16 protein-coding genes are annotated in these 18,826 nt (G+C 71.7%); 11 read left to right on the forward strand and 5 right to left on the reverse strand.

What is annotated here, in order from left to right; all coding sequences use genetic code 11:
• Nucleotides 1-471: 471 nt before the first annotated feature.
• The gene (gene disA, locus ACIRVK_RS43295) at nt 472-1,596 is read right to left on the reverse strand and encodes a DNA integrity scanning diadenylate cyclase DisA (protein ID WP_404257313.1); all 1,125 of its coding nucleotides are present in this window, start codon (nt 1,594-1,596) and stop codon (nt 472-474) included.
• A gap of 81 nt (nt 1,597-1,677) precedes the next feature.
• Nucleotides 1,678-3,087, reverse strand: coding sequence for a DNA repair protein RadA (gene radA, locus ACIRVK_RS43300; RefSeq protein ID WP_404257315.1), 1,410 nt, complete (start codon nt 3,085-3,087; stop codon nt 1,678-1,680).
• Between the two features lie 219 nt (nt 3,088-3,306).
• Between radA and ACIRVK_RS43305 the strand changes: the two genes are divergently transcribed.
• Nucleotides 3,307-4,974, forward strand: a complete 1,668-nt coding sequence (locus tag ACIRVK_RS43305) for a hypothetical protein (RefSeq protein ID WP_404257317.1) — start codon at nt 3,307-3,309, stop codon at nt 4,972-4,974.
• Nucleotides 4,975-4,990: 16 nt separating this feature from the next.
• Here ACIRVK_RS43305 and ACIRVK_RS43310 read toward each other — a convergent pair whose 3' ends face one another.
• Entirely contained in the window at nt 4,991-5,851 is an 861-nt protein-coding gene (locus ACIRVK_RS43310) for a hypothetical protein (RefSeq protein WP_404257319.1), read from the reverse strand.
• A 71-nt stretch (nt 5,852-5,922) separates the two neighbouring features.
• On the opposite strand from ACIRVK_RS43310, the gene ACIRVK_RS43315 reads away from it, so the two are divergent.
• From ACIRVK_RS43315 to ilvD, 4 genes are all read left to right on the forward strand, one after another.
• A complete protein-coding gene (locus tag ACIRVK_RS43315) occupies nt 5,923-6,855 on the forward strand; it encodes a Ppx/GppA family phosphatase (RefSeq protein ID WP_404257321.1) in 933 nt (310 codons plus the stop codon).
• 150 nt (nt 6,856-7,005) lie between these two features.
• Nucleotides 7,006-7,830: a sugar phosphate isomerase/epimerase family protein gene (locus ACIRVK_RS43320; protein ID WP_404257323.1), complete on the forward strand. Its 825-nt coding sequence runs from the start codon at nt 7,006-7,008 to the stop codon at nt 7,828-7,830.
• On the forward strand, nt 7,827-8,432 hold the full coding sequence (locus ACIRVK_RS43325) for a TetR family transcriptional regulator (RefSeq protein WP_404257325.1): 606 nt from the start codon (nt 7,827-7,829) through the stop codon (nt 8,430-8,432). The genes ACIRVK_RS43320 and ACIRVK_RS43325 overlap by 4 nt, the downstream gene beginning before the upstream one ends.
• Before the next feature lie 111 nt (nt 8,433-8,543).
• Complete coding sequence (ilvD, locus tag ACIRVK_RS43330; protein WP_404257327.1) at nt 8,544-10,397, forward strand: dihydroxy-acid dehydratase; 1,854 nt, start codon at nt 8,544-8,546, stop codon at nt 10,395-10,397.
• Nucleotides 10,398-10,415: 18 nt separating this feature from the next.
• On the opposite strand, the gene ACIRVK_RS43335 is transcribed toward ilvD, so the two are convergent.
• On the reverse strand, nt 10,416-12,518 hold the full coding sequence (locus ACIRVK_RS43335; protein WP_404257329.1) for a PQQ-binding-like beta-propeller repeat protein: 2,103 nt from the start codon (nt 12,516-12,518) through the stop codon (nt 10,416-10,418).
• Between the two features lie 183 nt (nt 12,519-12,701).
• Between ACIRVK_RS43335 and ACIRVK_RS43340 the strand changes: the two genes are divergently transcribed.
• The 6 genes from ACIRVK_RS43340 to proC all read left to right on the forward strand — a co-directional run bounded on the left by ACIRVK_RS43340 (nt 12,702) and on the right by proC (nt 17,253).
• Nucleotides 12,702-13,028 carry an SH3 domain-containing protein gene (locus ACIRVK_RS43340; protein WP_404257331.1) on the forward strand — a complete coding sequence of 109 codons (327 nt, stop codon included), beginning with the start codon at nt 12,702-12,704 and terminating at the stop codon, nt 13,026-13,028.
• A 51-nt stretch (nt 13,029-13,079) separates the two neighbouring features.
• Nucleotides 13,080-13,586, forward strand: coding sequence for an EamA/RhaT family transporter (locus tag ACIRVK_RS43345; RefSeq protein ID WP_404257332.1), 507 nt, complete (start codon nt 13,080-13,082; stop codon nt 13,584-13,586).
• A 327-nt stretch (nt 13,587-13,913) separates the two neighbouring features.
• Nucleotides 13,914-14,687 carry a class I SAM-dependent methyltransferase gene (locus ACIRVK_RS43350; RefSeq protein WP_404257334.1) on the forward strand — a complete coding sequence of 258 codons (774 nt, stop codon included), beginning with the start codon at nt 13,914-13,916 and terminating at the stop codon, nt 14,685-14,687.
• Nucleotides 14,688-14,758: 71 nt separating this feature from the next.
• A complete protein-coding gene (locus ACIRVK_RS43355) occupies nt 14,759-15,568 on the forward strand; it encodes an ABC transporter ATP-binding protein (protein WP_404257336.1) in 810 nt (269 codons plus the stop codon).
• Entirely contained in the window at nt 15,565-16,356 is a 792-nt protein-coding gene (locus ACIRVK_RS43360) for an ABC transporter permease (protein WP_404257338.1), read from the forward strand. Before ACIRVK_RS43355 ends, ACIRVK_RS43360 begins: the two co-directional genes overlap by 4 nt.
• 84 nt (nt 16,357-16,440) lie before the next feature.
• On the forward strand, nt 16,441-17,253 hold the full coding sequence (gene proC, locus ACIRVK_RS43365; RefSeq protein WP_404257340.1) for a pyrroline-5-carboxylate reductase: 813 nt from the start codon (nt 16,441-16,443) through the stop codon (nt 17,251-17,253).
• A 9-nt stretch (nt 17,254-17,262) separates the two neighbouring features.
• Here the strand turns inward: proC and trpS are convergent, their stop codons facing one another.
• Nucleotides 17,263-18,300, reverse strand: a complete 1,038-nt coding sequence (gene trpS / locus ACIRVK_RS43370) for a tryptophan--tRNA ligase (RefSeq protein WP_404257342.1) — start codon at nt 18,298-18,300, stop codon at nt 17,263-17,265.
• Nucleotides 18,301-18,826: the final 526 nt, after the last annotated feature.

An 18,826-nucleotide genomic window follows, 5' to 3' on the forward strand; every position in this document is an offset into this window, starting at 1 on the left:
GGCCGAACGCAAGCATCATACGAAGCCTGCCCGACCCCAACTCCACCAACCAGAAAGACACTTAGTCGCGACAGTCTACTAGTGCCGCGACAGGCGACGTTTGCCCGATAAGGAGCGGCGTCCGGGGCGTCCTCTCAGCGTGCCGGGCGGAATGCCCCGTTGATGGACCGGACGTACTTGGGGTTTCGGCCGGTGCGGCGAGAGGGCGTGCCGGGCGTCGCGACGGGGTGAACGCTGCCTGCCGCGGCCCTAGGGCTCGGCGGACGGTTCCCGCGGGCGAGTGGCGGGCGATCGCCAGGGGTTCTTCGAAGGTGCGGCGAGGTGCCCGCGGCGTTCGATGCGCGGCCCGTGTGCGCAGGCGCCGCCGGTGCTGCGCGGGGCTTACCACCCCCTGGGCGTCGAGGCGCCCTCATGCGCGGGGGAGGCGGGAGCGGTCGGACCCCCTGGGGCCGGCCGCGACCGGGGGACGACTCACACGTAGCGTTCCAGGATGGAGCTTTCCGCCAGGCGGGACAGGCCCTCGCGGACGCTGCGGGCTCTGGCCTCGCCGACGCCGTCCACCGTCTGGAGGTCGTCCACGCTCGCGGCGAGCAGCTTCTGGAGGCCGCCGAAGTGTTCCACCAGGCGGTCGATGATCGCCCCGGGGAGCCGCGGGACCTTCGCCAGGAGGCGGAAGCCGCGGGGGGAGACCGCCGAGTCCAGGGCCTCCGGGGAGCCGGTGTAGCCCAAGGCGCGGGCCACCGTGGCGAGTTCGAGGAGCTCGGCGTGGGTGAGGGCGTCGAGTTCGGACAGGGCCTCGTCGACCGTGCGGGAGCGCTTCGCGGTGGGCTCGGGGACGTAGTCGCGGACCACGAGTTCGCGTTCCGGTTCCACGCCAGCGATCAACTCGTCCAGCTGGAGCGCGAGGAGACGTCCGTCGGTACCCAGTTCGACCACGTACTCGGCGATCTCGGTGGCGATACGGCGGACCATCTCCAGGCGCTGGGCGACGGCGGAGACGTCGCGGACCGTCACCAGGTCCTCGATCTCCAGCGCGGACAGCGTGCCGGCCACCTCGTCCAGGCGCAGCTTGTAGCGCTCCAGCGTCGCCAGGGCCTGGTTGGCGCGGGAGAGGATCGCCGCCGAGTCCTCCAGGACGCGGCGCTGACCGTCGACGTACAGCGCGATCAGCCGCATCGACTGGGAGACGGAGACCACCGGGAAGCCGACCTGCTTGGAGACCCGGTCCGCCGTGCGGTGCCGGGTACCGGTCTCCTCCGTCGGGATCGTCGCGTCCGGAACGAACTGCACGCCCGCCCGCAGGATCTTCGACAGGTCCGAGGAGATCACGATGCCGCCGTCGAGCTTGCACAGCTCCCGCAGGCGCGTGGCCGTGAACTCCACGTCCAGCACGAAACCGCCCGTGGACATGGCCTCGACGGTCTTGTCGAAGCCCAGCACGATGAGTCCGCCGGTGTTGCCGCGGAGCACGCGCTCGAGGCCGTCGCGCATCGCGGTGCCGGGAGCCACCGCGCTCAGTGAGGCGCGCATCAGGCCATCGGCACCGGAGCTCCCGCCGGACTTTCCGGGAGCTGCCGCCCGGTCGTTGGCTGCCACTGCACTCCTCCGGTCGCAGGTTCTGGGGCGCCCCCGTGCCGCACATTCTGTTCGTACGGACGGGCGAGACCAGGGCAAAGTCTACCGGCGCTCCTCCTCGTCCCGTGGGGCGTCTCGGCGACGCGAGCGCGGGAGGACCCTCAGGGCGTCCCCTATGTCCGCGACTTCCAGGACCTTCATGCCGGTGGGGATCTTGCCCGGATCGCCCGGCACGAGCGCGTGCGTGAAGCCCAGACGGTGCGCCTCGGCGAGCCTGCGCTGGACGCCCGTGACCCGTCTGACCTCGCCCGCGAGGCCCACCTCGCCGATCGCGACGAGGTTCTTCGGCAGCGGGGTGTCACTGGCGGCGGAGGCCAGCGCGAGGGCGATGGCGAGGTCGGCGGCGGGCTCGGACAGCTTCACACCGCCGACCGTCGCGGAGTAGATGTCCCGCTTGCCGAGCGCGCTGATCCGCCCCCGCTGCTCGAGGACGGCCAGCATCATCGAGACGCGGGAGGTCTCCAGACCGGAGGTGGTACGGCGCGGGGAGGGGATCTGCGAGTCCACGGTGAGCGCCTGGACCTCGGCGACCAGCGGGCGGCGGCCCTCCAGGGTGACCGTCAGACAGGTACCCGGGACCGGTTCGTCACGTCGTGTCAGGAAAAGTCCGCTCGGGTCGGCGAGGCCCGTGATGCCTTCGTCGTGCAGTTCGAAGCAGCCGACCTCGTCCGTGGTGCCGTACCGGTTCTTGACGCCCCGCACCAGGCGCAGCCGGGCGTGCCGGTCGCCCTCGAAGTTCAGGACGACGTCCACGAGGTGTTCCAGGAGGCGGGGGCCGGCGATCGCGCCGTCCTTGGTGACATGGCCCACGAGGAGGGTGGACATGCCGCGCTCCTTGGAGGCGCGGATGAGCGCGCCGGCGACCTCGCGCACCTGCGCCATGCCGCCCGGGGCGCCGTCGATCTCCGGGGAGGCGACGGTCTGCACCGAGTCGAGGATCAGCAGCGACGGCTTCACGGCGTCCAAGTGGCCGAGCACGGCGGCCAGATCGGTCTCAGCGGCGAGATACAGGTCGTCGTGGATGGCCTTGATGCGGTCGGCGCGCAGCCGGACCTGGCTCGCCGACTCCTCGCCGGTGACATAGAGGGTGCGGTGCTCCTCGCTCGCCGACTTGGCCGCCACGTCCAGCAGGAGCGTCGACTTGCCGACGCCGGGCTCGCCCGCCAACAGCACGACCGCGCCGGGCACGAGGCCGCCGCCGAGCACCCGGTCCAGCTCGGGCACGCCGGTGGAGCGGGCGGTGGCCTGGCGGCCGTCGACCTGGCCGATGGGCAGCGCTGAGGTCGTGACGCGCCCCGGCGTCGTCGTACGGACCGCGGGCGCGCCGTACTCCTCGATCGTCCCCCAGGCCTGACACTCGGGGCAGCGACCGAGCCACTTGGCCGTCTGCCAGCCGCACTCGGTGCAGCGGTAGGACGGGCGGTCCTTGGTGGTCCTGGTACGGGCAGCCATGTCGAGAACCGTAACCGGCGCCACTGACAACCACGGTCGGAGGCGGACGGGCCGACTCCGGAACAAAACCCCTCGTCCCGACACGAACCGGCCACCCTCGCGCCCGGCCGGCCAGGGAACGAACGTTCCTGTCCCCTATTGAGGGATCGTTTCACCCGTACGGAGTAAATGTGCTGAAGGCGGCAGAAGGGCCTGGTCTTCGCGCCCTACCGTCCACGGGTGATGAGCAGCATTCCGGAGACCTCGACCCGCACCACCGGCGCACACCGAGCGCACCGGGAGGCGCGTGACCGTGCCGCGGCGCACACGCTGGCGCAGCGGCCGCCCGCGCGCTACGAGCCGTATCTGGACGGGCTGTTCACCTACTGCCTGTCCGTGCTGTGCGACCACGTCACGGCCACCGAGGCCCTCGGCGACGTCCTCGCGCTCGCCGAGAAGCGCGGCGGGCCCCAGACGGCAGGCGACCGCCGCGCGTGGCTGTACGCGCTGGCCCGCTGGGCGTGCCTGCGCAAGCTCGCCGCGGCCAAGCAGAAACGTCAGGGCACCCACGCGGCGGGCCGGCACACCGGCGACACGGAACCGCCCGTCGCCGACGAGGTGCAGGAGGAACGCCGGCGCGAACTCTCCCAGCTCGCCTGGCCGGAGGCGGCCGGCACCACCCCGGAGCAGCGCGAGGCGCTGGAGCTCGCGGTGCGCCACCACCTCGCCGCCCACGAGGTCGCCGCCGTCCTCGGCATGGACCTCGCGAACGCGCGGGAACTGCTGGCCTCCGCCGCCTGCGAGGTCGAGCGCACGCGCGCGGCCCTCGCCGTCGTCGAGACCGGCGGCTGTCCCGGCGTGGCCCGGCTCACCGGCGACCAGCAACTGGTGCTCAGCTCCGCCCTGCGCAAGGAACTCGTCCGGCACGTGGACGACTGCCCGCACTGCCGGCGCAGCGCCGAGCGCGCGATCCCCGGCCGCTGGCCCGGCGCGACGGTCACCCCGGCCGAGCTGCCCGTCCTGGAGGCGCCCCGCGCGGCCGTGCACGTGGCGCTGGCGCATCACCCACGCGCGCGTGGCGCCGCCGTGCCCCGCTTCGACCGGCGCGGCTTCCCCATGGACCCCAAGGACCGCGCCGCCCGCCGCGACCGCCTGCGCGCGCGTGCCGTCACCACGACCGTCGTCGCCACCGTGGTCGCCGCCCCCGTGCTCGCCCTGTGGGCCGCCTACCGGGGCGCACCGGACGAGGGCGGCGACGGCCACTCCGCCACCGCGAGCGAGGCGCACGGCGCCGACAGCCTGAACGGCGACACGGCCGGCGGCTACGAGAACGCCGGCAATGCCAGCACCCGGCCCGACAACGGCTTCCGCAGGGGCGCCAGGACCGACGTCTCCGTGGAGGTCGTCAGCGTCGCCGGCGCCGGCGGCAAGAGCGCGGGCCACCTCGCGGTTTCGGCGGCCATCAACGGCGACACCACGACCGTCACCCTGCGGGCGACCGGATCCGCACCGGTGCGCTGGTCCGCGACCACCGGCGCCTCCTGGCTCTATCTGAGCCGTTCCACAGGAACCCTCGCGCCCGGCGAGACGCTGACCATCAAGGTGTACGTCGACCAGTTGCGCGAGCCGTCCGGCCACTGGATCGCGCGGGTGGCGTTCGCACCGGCCGGCGCCGTCGTCACCATCGGCGGCTACGGCCCCGCGCCCGCGGGCCCCGGCACTCCCAGCGACGCGCCCTCGTCCGCCCCCGACCCGACCCCGGCGCCCACGGCCCCCTCGTCACCCACCCCGAGCGGCCCACCCGCGTCCTCCGACCCGACCCCGACGCCCACCGGCTCCCCCTCGTCCGACCCGGGGGGCCCGACGCCGCCCGGCGGCGGCGCCACGCCGATCCCGACCGCGCCGTAGACCCCGGGGGACGGGGTCAGTGGACGGGGTCCGCCGGATGCGGCGCCAGCAGGGGCAGCTGCGAGGCCAGCCGCTGCTCGCACAGCTCCACGAGCCGGTCGTAGCCCGCCTTGCCCATCAGCTCGGTCAGCTCCGCCCGGTAGGACACGTACACCGGCTCGCCCGCGCCGTGCGCCGAGGTCGCCGACGTGCACCACCAGTGCAGGTCGTGGCCGCCCGGACCCCAGCCCCGGCGGTCGTACTCACCGATCGACACCTGCAGCACCCGGGTGTCGTCGGGCCGGTCGATCCAGTCGTAGGTCCGCCGGACCGGCAGCTGCCAGCACACGTCCGGCTTGGTCTCCAGCGGCTCGCGGCCCTCCCGCAGGGCCAGGATGTGCAGCGAGCAGCCCGCGCCGCCCGCGAACCCGGGCCGGTTCTGGAAGATGCAGGAGCCCTGGAAGGGCCGGGTCTGCCGGTCGCCGTCCTCGTCCTCGGACACCCAGCCGCCGCGCAGCCCCTCGTCGTGGTGCTGCCAGATGTCCGGGGTGAGCCGGGCCACGTGCTCGGCGACGCGCTTCTCGTCGTCCTCGTCCGAGAAGTGGGCCCCCAGCGTGCAGCACCCGTCGTCCGCGCGGCCCGCCTGGATGCCCTGGCAGCCACTGCCGAAGACGCAGTTCCAGCGAGAGGTCAGCCATGTCAGATCGCAGCGGAAGACCTGCTCGTCGTCCGCCGGATCCGGGAACTCCACCCACGCGCGCGCGAAGTCGAGGCCCTTCTCGTCGGCTGCCCGGGCCTTCTTCGACAGCTTCGCCGACTTCGGCGCCCTCACCTGCGGATCTTCCTGCGCAGCGGCCGCGGCGGACTTGTCGTTCTTCGCCCTTTTCGTCTTTGGCACAGGACCAGCGTACGGCCACCGCAGCCCCGGGGAATACGGAGGACCGCCCAGGTGGCAGTAGCGTTCCGTACATGAGACTCGGTGTCCTCGACGTGGGATCGAACACGGTGCATCTGCTGGTGGTGGACGCGCACCCGGGCGCGCGCCCGCTGCCCGCGCACTCACACAAGGCGGAACTGCGCCTCGCCCAACTCCTCGACGGCGACGGAGCGGTCGGCCTCGAAGGCGTCCGCAAACTGATCGACGTCGTCCACGAGTGTCTGCAGGCCGCCGAGGACAAGGGCGTCGAGAACTTCCTCCCCTTCGCGACCTCCGCCGTGCGCGAGGCCAGCAACGCCGACGACGTCCTCGCGCGCGTGCAGGCGGAGACCGGCGTCGAGCTGCAGGTCCTGGACGGCGAGGAGGAGGCCCGGCTGACCTTCCTCGCGGCCCGCCGCTGGTTCGGCTGGTCCGCGGGCAAGCTCCTGGTCCTGGACATCGGCGGCGGCTCCCTGGAGATCGCGTACGGCATCGACGAGGAACCCGACGCCGCCGTCTCCCTCCCGCTCGGTGCCGGCCGCCTCACCGCCGGCTGGCTCCCCGGCGACCCACCGGACGCCGAGTCCATACGGAACCTGCGCCGCCACGTCCGCGCCCAGATCGCCCGCACGGTGGGCGAGTTCACCCGCTTCGGGCCGCCCGATCACGTGGTCGCCACGTCCAAGACCTTCAAGCAACTGGCCCGCATCGCCGGCGCCGCCCGCTCGACGGAGGGCCTCTACGTCCAGCGCGAACTGAAACGCGAATCCCTGGAGGCCTGGGTCCCGAGGCTGGCCGGAATGTCGGCAGCCCAACGAGCCGAACTCCCCGGCGTGAGCGAGGGCCGCTCGAGCCAGCTCCTGGCCGGCGCCTTGGTGGCAGAGGGTGCCATGGACCTCTTCGGCGTGGAGAGCCTTGAAATCTGCCCATGGGCCCTGCGCGAGGGCGTCATCCTGCGTCGCCTCGATCACATGGGGTCGGTGTAGCGCCCCCTCTTGGGGGCGCGGGGCTGTGACATGAGCGACTCCGTCGCGGGGCGCGAGCAACCACAAACCACCCGCACCCGCTCGTGGCGAACACCACAACGGCGAAGAGGCGCCCCACCCCCAACCCACCGCACCCCGTACCCTGTCGGCATGGCGGAGCCAGTCGTGTGCATCCCGGATGCGAAGGTCGCGCTGTCCACGGCCTCCGTGTACCCGGAGTCCACGGCGACGGCCTTCGAGGTCGCCGCGCGCCTCGGATACGACGGGGTCGAGGTCATGGTGTGGACCGACCCGGTCAGTCAGGACATCGAGGCGCTGCGCAGACTCAGCGACTACCACCGCATCCCGATCCTGGCCGTGCACGCCCCCTGCCTGCTCATCACGCAACGGGTCTGGTCGACCGACCCCTGGGTCAAGCTCCAGCGGGCCCGCGCCGCCGCCGAGAAGCTCGGGGCGAGCACCGTCGTCGTCCACCCGCCCTTCCGCTGGCAGCGCCAATACGCGCGTGACTTCGTGACCGGGATCTGGCGCATGGCGAACGAGACGGACGTGCGGTTCGCCGTCGAGAACATGTACCCCTGGCGCTACCGCGACCGCGAGATGCTCGCGTACGCCCCCGACTGGGACGTGACGAAGGAGGACTACCGCCACTTCACGATCGACCTCAGTCACAGCGCGACGGCCCGCTCCGACACGCTGCAGATGGTCGACCGCATGGGCGACCGCCTCGGCCACGTCCACCTGGCCGACGGCAAGGGATCGGCCAAGGACGAGCACCTGGTCCCCGGCCGCGGCTCCCAGCCCTGCGCCGAGCTGCTGGAGCGGCTCGCCCTGACCGGCTTCGACGGCCATGTCGTCATCGAGGTCAACACGCGGCGCGCGATGTCAGGCGCCGAACGCGAGGCCGATCTCGCGGAGGCGCTGGCCTTCACACGGCTGCACCTCGCGTCGCCGGTGAAGGTGCCCCGGTCGTGACCGACACCGCCTCCCGGCGCCGGGGCCGTCGTACCCGTACCGAGTCCGCGGACACCCGGGACCGGATCCTGACCGTGGCCCGCGAGGAGTTCTCCGAACGCGGGTACGAGAAGACATCCGTGCGGGGGATCGCGAAGGCGGCCGGCGTGGACTCGGCGCTGGTGCACCACTACTTCGGGACCAAGGAACAGATCTTCGCCGCCGCCATCGAGGTCGCCTTCGCGCCCGCGCTGAACGCGCCCGAGGCGGTGGCCGACGGCCCCCTGGACGGCGTCGGCGAGCGCATGACGCGGTTCGTCTTCGGTGTCTGGGAGAACCCGACGACGCGTACGCCCCTGCTGGCGATCCTGCGCTCCGCCGTCACCAACGAGACCGCGGCCACCGTGTTCCGCGGCCTGATCGCCTCCCAGCTCATGCGCCGCGTCGCCGCCCAGCTGGACGCGCCGGACGGCGAGCTGCGCGTCGAACTGGCGGCCGCGCAGCTGGTGGGGTGCGCGATGATGCGCTACGTGATCAAGCTGGAGCCGCTGGCCTCGGCGGACATGGAGCAACTGATCGCGCGGGTGTCGCCGGTGGTACAGGGGCATTTGACCGGACCGTGAAGCAGTCGGTCGGCGAGATGTACGTCCCGCATTCCGGACAGGGCGTCCCGACCCCTGGATGACCGGCGTAGGCTCGGTAGCAGCCCTACCTGTCTGAAGGAGCGAGCGACGATGCCCGAGCTGAGGTCCCGCACAGTCACCCACGGCCGCAACATGGCGGGCGCCCGCGCCCTTATGCGCGCCTCCGGTGTACCCGGTGCGGACATCGGACGGAAGCCGATCATCGCCGTCGCCAACTCCTTCACCGAGTTCGTGCCGGGCCACACCCACCTGCAGCCCGTCGGCCGCATCGTCAGCGAGGCGATCACCGAGGCGGGCGGCATCCCGCGCGAGTTCAACACCATCGCCGTGGACGACGGCATCGCCATGGGCCACGGCGGCATGCTGTACTCCCTGCCCTCCCGCGACCTCATCGCGGACTCGGTCGAGTACATGGTCGAGGCGCACTGCGCCGACGCCCTGGTCTGCATCTCCAACTGCGACAAGATCACGCCGGGCATGCTGATGGCGGCCCTGCGCCTGAACATCCCGACGGTCTTCGTCTCCGGCGGCCCCATGGAGGCCGGTCGCGCGACCCTCGTCGACGGCACGGTGCGCACCCTCGACCTGGTCGACGCGATCTCCGACGCCGTGAACGACACGATCTCGGACGAGGACATCCTCCGTATCGAGGAGAACGCCTGTCCGACCTGCGGCAGCTGTTCCGGCATGTTCACCGCCAACTCGATGAACTGCCTGACCGAGGCCATCGGCCTCTCCCTGCCCGGCAACGGCTCGGTCCTGGCCACCCACACCGCGCGCAAGCAGCTCTACGTCACCGCCGCGCGGACGGTCATGGACATCACCCGTCGCTACTACGAGCAGGACGACGACACGGTCCTGCCCCGCTCCATCGCCACCTTCTCCGCCTTCGAGAACGCCATGGCGCTGGACATCGCGATGGGCGGCTCGACCAACACGATCCTGCACCTGCTGGCCGCGGCCGAGGAGGCGGGCGTCCCCTTCGGCCTGAACGAGATCGACGCGGTCTCGCGCCGCGTGCCCTGCCTCGCCAAGGTCGCCCCGAACGTCGCGAAGACCCGCACGTACTACATGGAGGACGTGCACCGCGCCGGCGGCATCCCGGCCCTGCTCGGCGAACTGCACCGCGCCGGCCTGCTCAACGAGGACGTCCACTCCGTCCACAGCCCGTCCCTCGCGGACTGGCTGAAGACCTGGGACGTGCGCGGCGGCTCCCCGTCCCCCGAGGCGGTGGAACTGTGGCACGCGGCCCCGGGCTGCGTCCGCTCCGCCGAGGCCTTCTCCCAGTCCGAGCGCTGGGAGGCCCTGGACGAGGACGCGGCGGAAGGCTGCATCCGCTCCGTCGAGCACGCCTACTCCAAGGACGGCGGCCTCGCGGTCCTCAAGGGCAACCTCGCCGTCGACGGCTGCGTGGTGAAGACGGCCGGCGTCGACGAGTCGATCTGGACCTTCGAGGGCCCGGCGGTCGTCTGCGAGTCGCAGGAAGAGGCCGTCGAGAAGATCCTCAACAAGCAGATCACCCACGGCGACGTGGTCGTCATCCGCTACGAGGGCCCCAAGGGCGGTCCCGGCATGCAGGAGATGCTCTACCCGACGTCCTTCCTCAAGGGCCGCGGCCTCGGCAAGACCTGCGCGCTGATCACCGACGGCCGCTTCTCCGGCGGCACGTCCGGTCTGTCGATCGGCCACGCCTCCCCGGAGGCCGCGTCCGGCGGCACGATCGCCCTCGTCGAGGACGGCGACCGCATCCGCATCGACATCCCGAACCGCACGATCGAGCTCCTCGTCGACGCCGAGGAACTCACCCGCCGCGAGCAGGCCCTGGGCGGCGTGTACGCCCCCAGGTCCCGCGAACGCAAGGTCTCCGCGGCCCTGCGCGCCTACGCCGCGATGGCGACCAGCGCGGACCGGGGCGCGGTGCGGGACGTGACGAAGCTGGGCTGACCCGCCCAGGCCCAGTCACTACCAGGCCGACGGATCCCGGGCGTCCACGGCGAAGACGGTGCCGTCCGGGGCGGCGGCGTAGACGTGGTCGTGAGCGAGGACGGGGGCGGGGAGGGCGGCGCTCACCACCTGCCCCGTGCTCGTGCCGAGCCGCGCCCGGGTCTGCCCAGTGAGCGTCCCCTTGCGGGCGTCGACCGCGAGCAGGCGTCCGTCGGCGGCGCTCACGTACACGTAACGGCTGTCGGCGACGGGTACGGAGCCTCGGCTCACCGAGGTTTCGATGGTCCACAGTTGTCCGCCGGAGCGCATGTCGACGGCTGCCAGTGAACCGCCGGCGGCCAGCAGGTACACGACCTTGCCGCGCACGACGGCGTGGGCACTCTGGCGGCGGACGGACATGGCCACCCTGCGTGTCGACCTGGATCCGGGCTCGTAGCGGACGACCGCCTGAGTGTCGCCGTAGACGGGGTCCGCCGCGAGGAAGAAGACCGAACCGCCGGAGGCGCCGACCGGTTCCAGGGAACCGGTGAGGTGAGCGTCCCACCGCACCTCACCGGTGGCGGGATCCACGGCGGTGACGTGCGTGCTCGTCCCCGTGGCGGAGACGCTGGACACGTACGCCAGCGGGTCACCGGGGAAAGAGGTGAAGGCCGACGCGGCGCCGTCCGGGATGGCGCGGGACCACTTCGTCTCGCCGGACGCGCTGTCCAGGCCGCTGACCGTGCCGTCCGCGTGGGTCAGAAGGATCATGCGGCCGACCGGTTGGGCCAGGGTGTACTCGGGGACGTTCCGCTCCCAGCGGACCTTGCCCGAGGCCGGATCCAGGGCCTCCAGGTGCCGGCCGTGGTCGGGAAGGGGCTGCACGAGGCCGCCCGACAGCACCGGCGGAGTGCTCCAGCGCGTCGTGTCCGCGGAATGGCGCCACAGCAGACCGCCGTCGGACGGGTCTTCGGCGAACACGACGCCGGGCCGGGCGCAGAGCAGCTTCCCCGCTCCGTACGAGCACCGCACCGCACCGCTTCCCGAAACGGGCTTCGTGGCCCACGCCCGGAACTTCGCGGGGGAGGCCGGGGGCGCGGCGCCGCTGGAGGTGGGCACCTCGTCCCCGAGCAGTTGGACCGAGGCGAGCGCACCGGACGCCACGAGGACGACAGCCCCGGCGGCGAGCAGCGCCTTCCGGCGCCGACCACGCCGTGCGGGCGGTCGCCCGGACCCCTCGGCGCGAGCTTCGGCCGGCGGTGGCGGGTCGTCGCCCACCCGCTGGGCCGGTATGAACGCCTGTGTGTCGTACGAGGCCGCGACCGACCGTAGTTCCCGCATCAACTCGTCCGGAGTGGGCCGGCTTTCCGGCTCCTTGGCGAGGCAGCGCGACACCAGCTGAGCGAGCTCCTCCGGTACGCCCGTCAGGTCCGGTTCGTCGTGCACGACCTGATAGGCGACCACATAGGGGCTGTCGGAGTCGAACGGGCCGCGCCCCGTCGCCGCGTGCACCAGCACGGAGCCGAGTGCGAAGACGTCGGCCGCGGGCCCGACCTCCCGCGGCCGCCGGAACTGCTCGGGCGCCATGAAGGGCGGGGTACCGATCAACTTCCCGGTCTCGGTGCGCAGTTCGCTGTCCTTCGGCCGGGAGATACCGAAGTCGATGACCTTCGGTCCGTCCTCGGCGAGCAGGACGTTGCTCGGTTTGAGGTCCCGGTGCACGACCCCCACCCGGTGGATGTCGCGCAGTGCCTCCGCGAGCCCGGCCATCAGCCGGCGCAACTGGGCCGGAGCCATCGGCCCGTTCCGCTTCACATGATCGGAAAGGGTCGGTCCCGGGATGAACAGCGTCGCCATCCAGGGCCGTTCGGCCTCCGGATCGGCGTCGACCACGGACGCGGTGAACGCACCGCTCACCCGCCGCGCCGCAGCGACCTCCTGCCGGAAACGCCCTCTGAACTCGGGGTCCTTGGCGTACTCGGCGTGTACGACCTTCACCGCGAGCTTCATCCCGGACGTGCTGCGGGCCAGATGCACGACGCCCATGCCGCCGGAGCCCAGGCAGGACTCCAGACGGTAGTGACCGGCGTACTCGGGAAGTTCCGCTTCCGCGCCCGCTCCGGTGTTGCGCCCAGGCGCCATGGGACCACCCCCGTGCTCTCTCGTCCGCGCGCGCGACGCACGGAGCCTAGTCGATGACTCGTACGGGACAGAGGCGGCGTGCTAGCTTCCGCGTGCGAGTTGCGCACAGGTGTTTCGTGGCGGATTTTCGGGGAATCAACGGGACCCCATGGCAGTCATGGGGCTCAACGGGGGAGGTTTTTCATGTCTGTCGACCAGGTCGGCGAGGCCGAGAGCAACAAGGGCGAGGCCCTCGCGACCACGGCCGCCGCGACCGCGGCCCTGCGCTACTACCCGGTCGCACCCGGCGTCCGCCTCAACGTCCGTCGCGGCCCGGGGACCCAGTACGGCATCGTCCGTGTCCTGCCCGAAGGCGCCCAGGTGCCGATCTTCTGCCAGACGCCGGGCACCACGGTGACCGGTCCGTACGGCACGTCGGACATCTGGGACAACATCGACGACGGCGAGTTCGTCTCGGACGCCTACGTGCTCACCGGCAGCGACGGCTACGTGGCCTCCCGCTGCGGCTGACCCGTCCGTCCCGGACGGAGCCCGCCCCGGCCCCGGAGCCATAATCGTCCCGTGAGCGACGACAACGGCACCCCGTCGGCCCCGGCGGGCTCCACCGGCCCCCACCCCGAACCGATCCGGTTCTTCGGCACCACCTGGGTGAACCACGACAACGGCTACCCCCTGCGCCGAGCCGGCGCAGCCGTTGGCTCCCTCGCGGCCGCCGCCGTCTCCTGCCTCGTCCTCCGCTTCGCCTACCAGGGCCTCCAGATCGCCGCCATCGGCGCCTTCGTCACCGTCCTGGTCGTCGTCATGTTCGCCGTCTGCAGCGCGCTGGCCTTCCGCCACACCTGGGACTCCTTCACCCGCCGGCCCGACCCCGACCGCCAGGCCGCCCTCCGCGGCCTGCTCGCCATCGGCTTCGTCGGCTCCCTCCTCGCCTACTTCATCCGCTCCCTCACCGAGGCCCCCGGCGAGAAACTGCACCGCGAGGAGTACGAGGCAGCCCTCCAACGCCACCAACAGCGCACGACCCGCCGCACAGGCAACCCCACCAAGAAGAAGCGCCGCCGCTCCTAGGGCCCTTCTGACGGATCTCCGCGACGTCGCGACGCCCGGCACGCACTCCCCCACTCTCGGCTGCGGGACCCCCATGCCGCACGGTGTGAAGGGCCAGGTGGCTCCGCCACATGACCCTTCACACCGCACGCCGATCGCACGCTCCCCCACTCTCGGCTGCGCTCGATTGGGAGGGGCCCCCACGACGCCGCTCCTTCCTCCGCGGAGATCCGTGAGAAGGGCCCTGGGACCGACCCCGCTCACACCGGCCGGCACCGAGGATCGACGGAGCCGTGCGCCCCCGAAAACTCCCTGTCCCGTGCACCCACCCCGGGCCACCATGGCCGTATGACCGCCTCCTCGCACGCGACCCGTGCCCATTCCTTCAACGCCGCCGCGGCCCAGTACGCCGCCAACCGCCCCTCGTACCCACCCGCCCTCCTCGACGCGATCGAGGAGCTGGCCGGGCGCCCGCTCGCCGGGGCCCGGGTCGCGGACATCGGGGCCGGTACGGGCATCGCCACCGCTCTGCTGCACGCGCGCGGCGCCGAGGTGATCGCCGTGGAACCCGGCGACGGCATGGCGACCCAGTTCCGCCACACCCTGCCCGACATTCCCCTCGTCCGGGGCGACGGCAACGCCCTCCCGCTCGCCGACGACTCCGTCGACCTCCTCACCTACGCCCAGGCCTGGCACTGGACCGACCCGACCCGTTCGGTGTCCGAGGCGCGACGGGTACTACGGCCCGGCGGGGCGCTCGCCCTCTGGTGGAACCGGGACCCCGCCGACGTCCCCTGGATCACCGAGCAGTCCGAGCGCGTCCGGCACCACTTCGGCGGCCGGCACGGCAACAAGCAGGGGGTCGCCGCCATCCGCACGGAGGACGCCTTCCCGGGCGTCGAGGACATCCCGCCGCACGCCCACCGGGTCGTGCGCTGGAGCCGCAGGATTCCCGTCGACGTCCACCTCGCCAACATCGGCAGCCACTCGGTCTTCCTCGTCCAGGACCAGGAGACGACCAGCGCCTTCCTCGCCGAGGAGCGCGAACACCTGCTGCGGATCTTCCCCGACGGCACGGTCGAGGAGGTGTACGACGTCCTGCTGATCGTCGCCACCTGCTGATGGCCCCCGTGGGCAGGACGACATGACCTGCCCACTTGACGGCGTTCTCCGGCGCGAGGATTATTCATCACATGATGAATAACATCGCCGATCCACCCCGCCCGGGAGTGCCGGACGCCGACACCCCAGCCGTCCGCGCCGGGGGCCTCACCGTCGTCCGAGGCCCCCGCACCGTCCTGCGCGGACTCGACTTCGCCGTCCCGCGCGGCCAGATCACCGGCCTGCTCGGCCCCTCCGGCTGCGGCAAGTCGACCCTGATGCGCTCGATCGTCGGCACCCAGGCCAAGGTCACCGGCACCCTCGAGGTCCTCGGCCGCCCCGCCGGCCACCCCACCCTGCGCACCCGCATCGGCTACGTCACCCAAGCCCCCTCCGTCTACGACGACCTGACGGTCCGGCAGAACCTCGACTACTTCACCGCGATCCTCGCGCCGGGCCGCACCTCGGCCGACCGGCGCCAGGACGTCGACCGCGTCCTCGCCGACGTGGATCTCACCAGCCACGCCGACGCACTCGCCGGCAACCTCTCCGGCGGCCAGCGCAACCGCGTCTCCCTGGCAGTGGCCCTGCTCGGCAGCCCCGAACTCCTGGTCCTGGACGAGCCGACCGTCGGCCTCGACCCCGTCCTGCGCCGCGACCTGTGGAACCTCTTCCACGACATCGCCGCCACGCGCGGCACCACCCTCCTCGTCTCCTCCCACGTCATGGACGAGGCCGAGCGCTGCCACCGCCTCCTGCTGCTGCGCGAGGGCGAGATCCTCGCCGACGACACCCCGGACGCCCTGCGCACCCGTACCGGCTCCGCCACCGTCGAGGCCGCCTTCCTCCACCTGGTCGACGAGGCCACAGCGGCCGCCCGCGAGAAGGAGACCACCCGATGAGCACCGCAACCGTTGCGAGCACGGCGCCCGTCCCGTCCCCGCCCCGCGCCCTCAACGTGTCCCGCACCACAGCCACCGCCGCCCGCGTGCTGCGGCAACTGCGCCACGACCCGCGCACCATCGCCCTGCTGATCCTGGTCCCCTGCGTGCTGCTGGTCCTGCTGCGCTACGTCTTCGACGGCAGCCCGCACACCTTCGACAACATCGGAGCCTCGCTGCTCGGTATCTTCCCGCTGATCACGATGTTCCTGGTCACCTCCATCGCCACCCTCCGCGAACGCACCTCCGGCACCCTCGAACGCCTCCTCGCCATGCCCCTCGGCAAGGGAGACCTCATCGCCGGCTACGCCCTCGCCTTCGGCACCCTCGCGATCATCCAGTCCGCCCTGGCCACGGGCCTCGCCCTCTGGATGCTCGGCCTCGACGTCACCGGCAGCCCCTGGCTCCTGCTCCTGGTCGCCCTCCTGGACGCCCTGCTCGGCACCGCCCTCGGCCTGTTCGTCTCCGCCTTCGCGGCCTCCGAGTTCCAGGCCGTCCAGTTCATGCCGGCCGTGATCTTCCCCCAGCTCCTCCTCTGCGGCCTGTTCACCCCCCGCTCCGAGATGCACCCCGTCCTGACGGCCATCTCCGACGCCCTGCCCATGTCCTACGCCGTCGACGGCATGAACGAGGTCCTCAAACACACCGACGTGACGGCCACCTTCGTCCGCGACGTTCTCGTCGTGGCGGGCAGCGCGCTGCTCGTCCTGGGCCTCGGGGCGGCGACCCTGCGCCGCCGCACCGCGTGACCACCCACCGGACAACCGCACCGCCCACCCACCACCGGTGCGAGGATGAACCCGGACGACGCAACCCCCGGAGGCACCCGCGCCATGACCCAGAAAGTCGCAGTCCTCGGCACCGGCAAGATCGGCGAAGCCCTGCTGAGCGGAATGATCCGCGGCGGCTGGGCGCCCGCCGACCTCCTGGTCACCGCCCGCCGCCAGGAACGGGCAGAGGAACTCCGCACCCGCTACGGAGTCACCCCGGTCACCAACCCGGAAGCCGCCAAGACCGCCGACACCCTGATCCTCACGGTCAAACCGCAGGACATGGGCACCCTCCTCGACGAACTCGCCCCGCACCTCCCCGCCGACCGCCTGGTCATCAGCGGCGCCGCGGGCGTCCCCACCTCCTTCTTCGAGGACCGGCTGGCCGCCGGCACCCCCGTCGTCCGCGTCATGACGAACACCCCGGCCCTCGTCGACGAGGCCATGTCCGTCATCTCCGCCGGCACCCACGCCACCGCCGACCACCTCGCCCACACCGAGGAGATCTTCGGCGCCGTCGGCAAGACGCTCCGCGTCCCCGAGTCCCAGCAGGACGCCTGCACCGCCCTCTCCGGCTCAGGCCCGGCCTACTTCTTCTACCTGGTCGAGGCCATGACCGACGCCGGCATCCTGCTCGGCCTGCCCCGCGACAAGGCCCACGACCTGATCGTCCAGTCCGCGATCGGCGCCGCCACCATGCTCCGCGACAGCGGCGAGCACCCGGTCAAGCTCCGCGAGAACGTCACCTCCCCCGCGGGCACCACCATCAGCGCCATCCGCGAACTCGAGAACCACGGCGTACGGGCCGCCCTCATCGCCGCCCTGGAGGCCGCCCGCGACCGCAGCCGCGAGCTGGCCTCCGGCAAGAAGGACTGACCCGCGCGCCTACCGAGCGGTGTTCAGAGCCACGCCGGCACCCGTATCGGCAACCGCCGGCAGCAGGCCGATCGCGCGATAAGCGGCATCCACGGTCGGCCGGGCCATGGCCCGAGCCCTCTCCGCACCATCCCGCAGCACCCCCTCCACATAGCCAGGATCGGCGCACAGAGCCCTGTGCCTTTCCTGTAGGGGCCTGAGGAGCTCGACCACGGCGTCCGCGGTGTCCTTCTTCAAGGACCCGTACGTCTCATATACACCGCTCAAGGCCTCCGGGTCCCCACCCGTGCAGGCGGCCAGGATCTCCAGCAGATTCGCCAGCCCTGGCCGCTCGTCCCTGTCGTAGACGACCTCCCGCCCACTGTCGGTCACGGCCCGCATCACCTTCTTGCGGACCACCTCCGGCTCGTCGAGCAGATAGACGACCCCCGAACCCGACTCGTCCGACTTCCCCATCTTCGTCGTCGGGTCCTGCAGGTTCATCACCCGCGCCGCGACCTCCGGAACCGTCGCCTTCGGCACCACGAACGTGTGTCCGTACCGCTGGTTGAACCGCACCGCCAGGTCCCGCGTCAGCTCGACGTGCTGCACCTGGTCCTCACCGACCGGCACCTCGTCCGTCCCGTACGCCAGGATGTCCGCCGCCATCAGCACCGGATACGTCAGCAGCGACAGCCGTACGCTCCCGCCGCGCTCCCGCACCTTCGCGGTCTTCTCCTTGTACTGGATCATCCGCCGCATCTCGCCGTCGGTCGCCACGCACTCCAGCAGATACGACAGCCGCGTGTGCTCGTCGACATGGCTCTGCAGGTACACGGTGCACACCTCGGGATCGAGCCCGGACGCCAGCAGCAGGCTCGTGGCCTGCAGACTGAGCCTGCGCACCCGTGCGGGATCGTGTTCCACGGTCAGGGCGTGCAGGTCCACCACGCAGAACAGCGAGTCCGCGCGATGCTGGTCCACCGCCGCCCACCGCCGCATCGCTCCCAGGTAGTTCCCCAGCGTCAGATGTCCGGTCGGCTGAACCCCGCTGAAAACCCGCGTCATCGCCACTCGCCTCCTGGTCGAGGCCGCCGTCCGTGCGGCCGGTCCTCAGGAGCTCTGGAGGGAGAAACGAGAACGGCCGCCGAAGCGGCGGCCGTTGGGTACATACGTGAGTACGGCCGCCGTCAGGCGGCCCGCCACAGTTGGCTGCACGTACGCGTTGTCATGGCAGCCAGAGTACGCCCCTGGGGGCCCCTCTGGCAGCGAGTTGACACGCCCCGGACTGATCCGTAGGGTTCTTCGAGTTGTCCGACGTGAGAGCCGACTCCGGTCGGTCCCCGGACAGCCATTCCGTAGGTACCAACCACTACTCGACTGCTGTCGAACGCCGCCGTCGCTTTATTGGCATGCGTATTTGCGAAATGAGGAATCCGCGTTCGAAAGGACGCAGGCCCCGATTAGCGCGGAGGCCGGGAATCCGCTAAAGTCTCACTCGTCGGAACGGCCCAACGGCCGGGAAGACAACTCCCGCTGACTGGGAATCAGACGCCGAAAGGATCTGATAGAGTCGGAAACGCAAGACCGAAGG

The sequence above is a fragment of the Streptomyces sp. NPDC101152 genome (assembly GCF_044768275.1).
Lineage (GTDB): Bacteria > Actinomycetota > Actinomycetes > Streptomycetales > Streptomycetaceae > Streptomyces.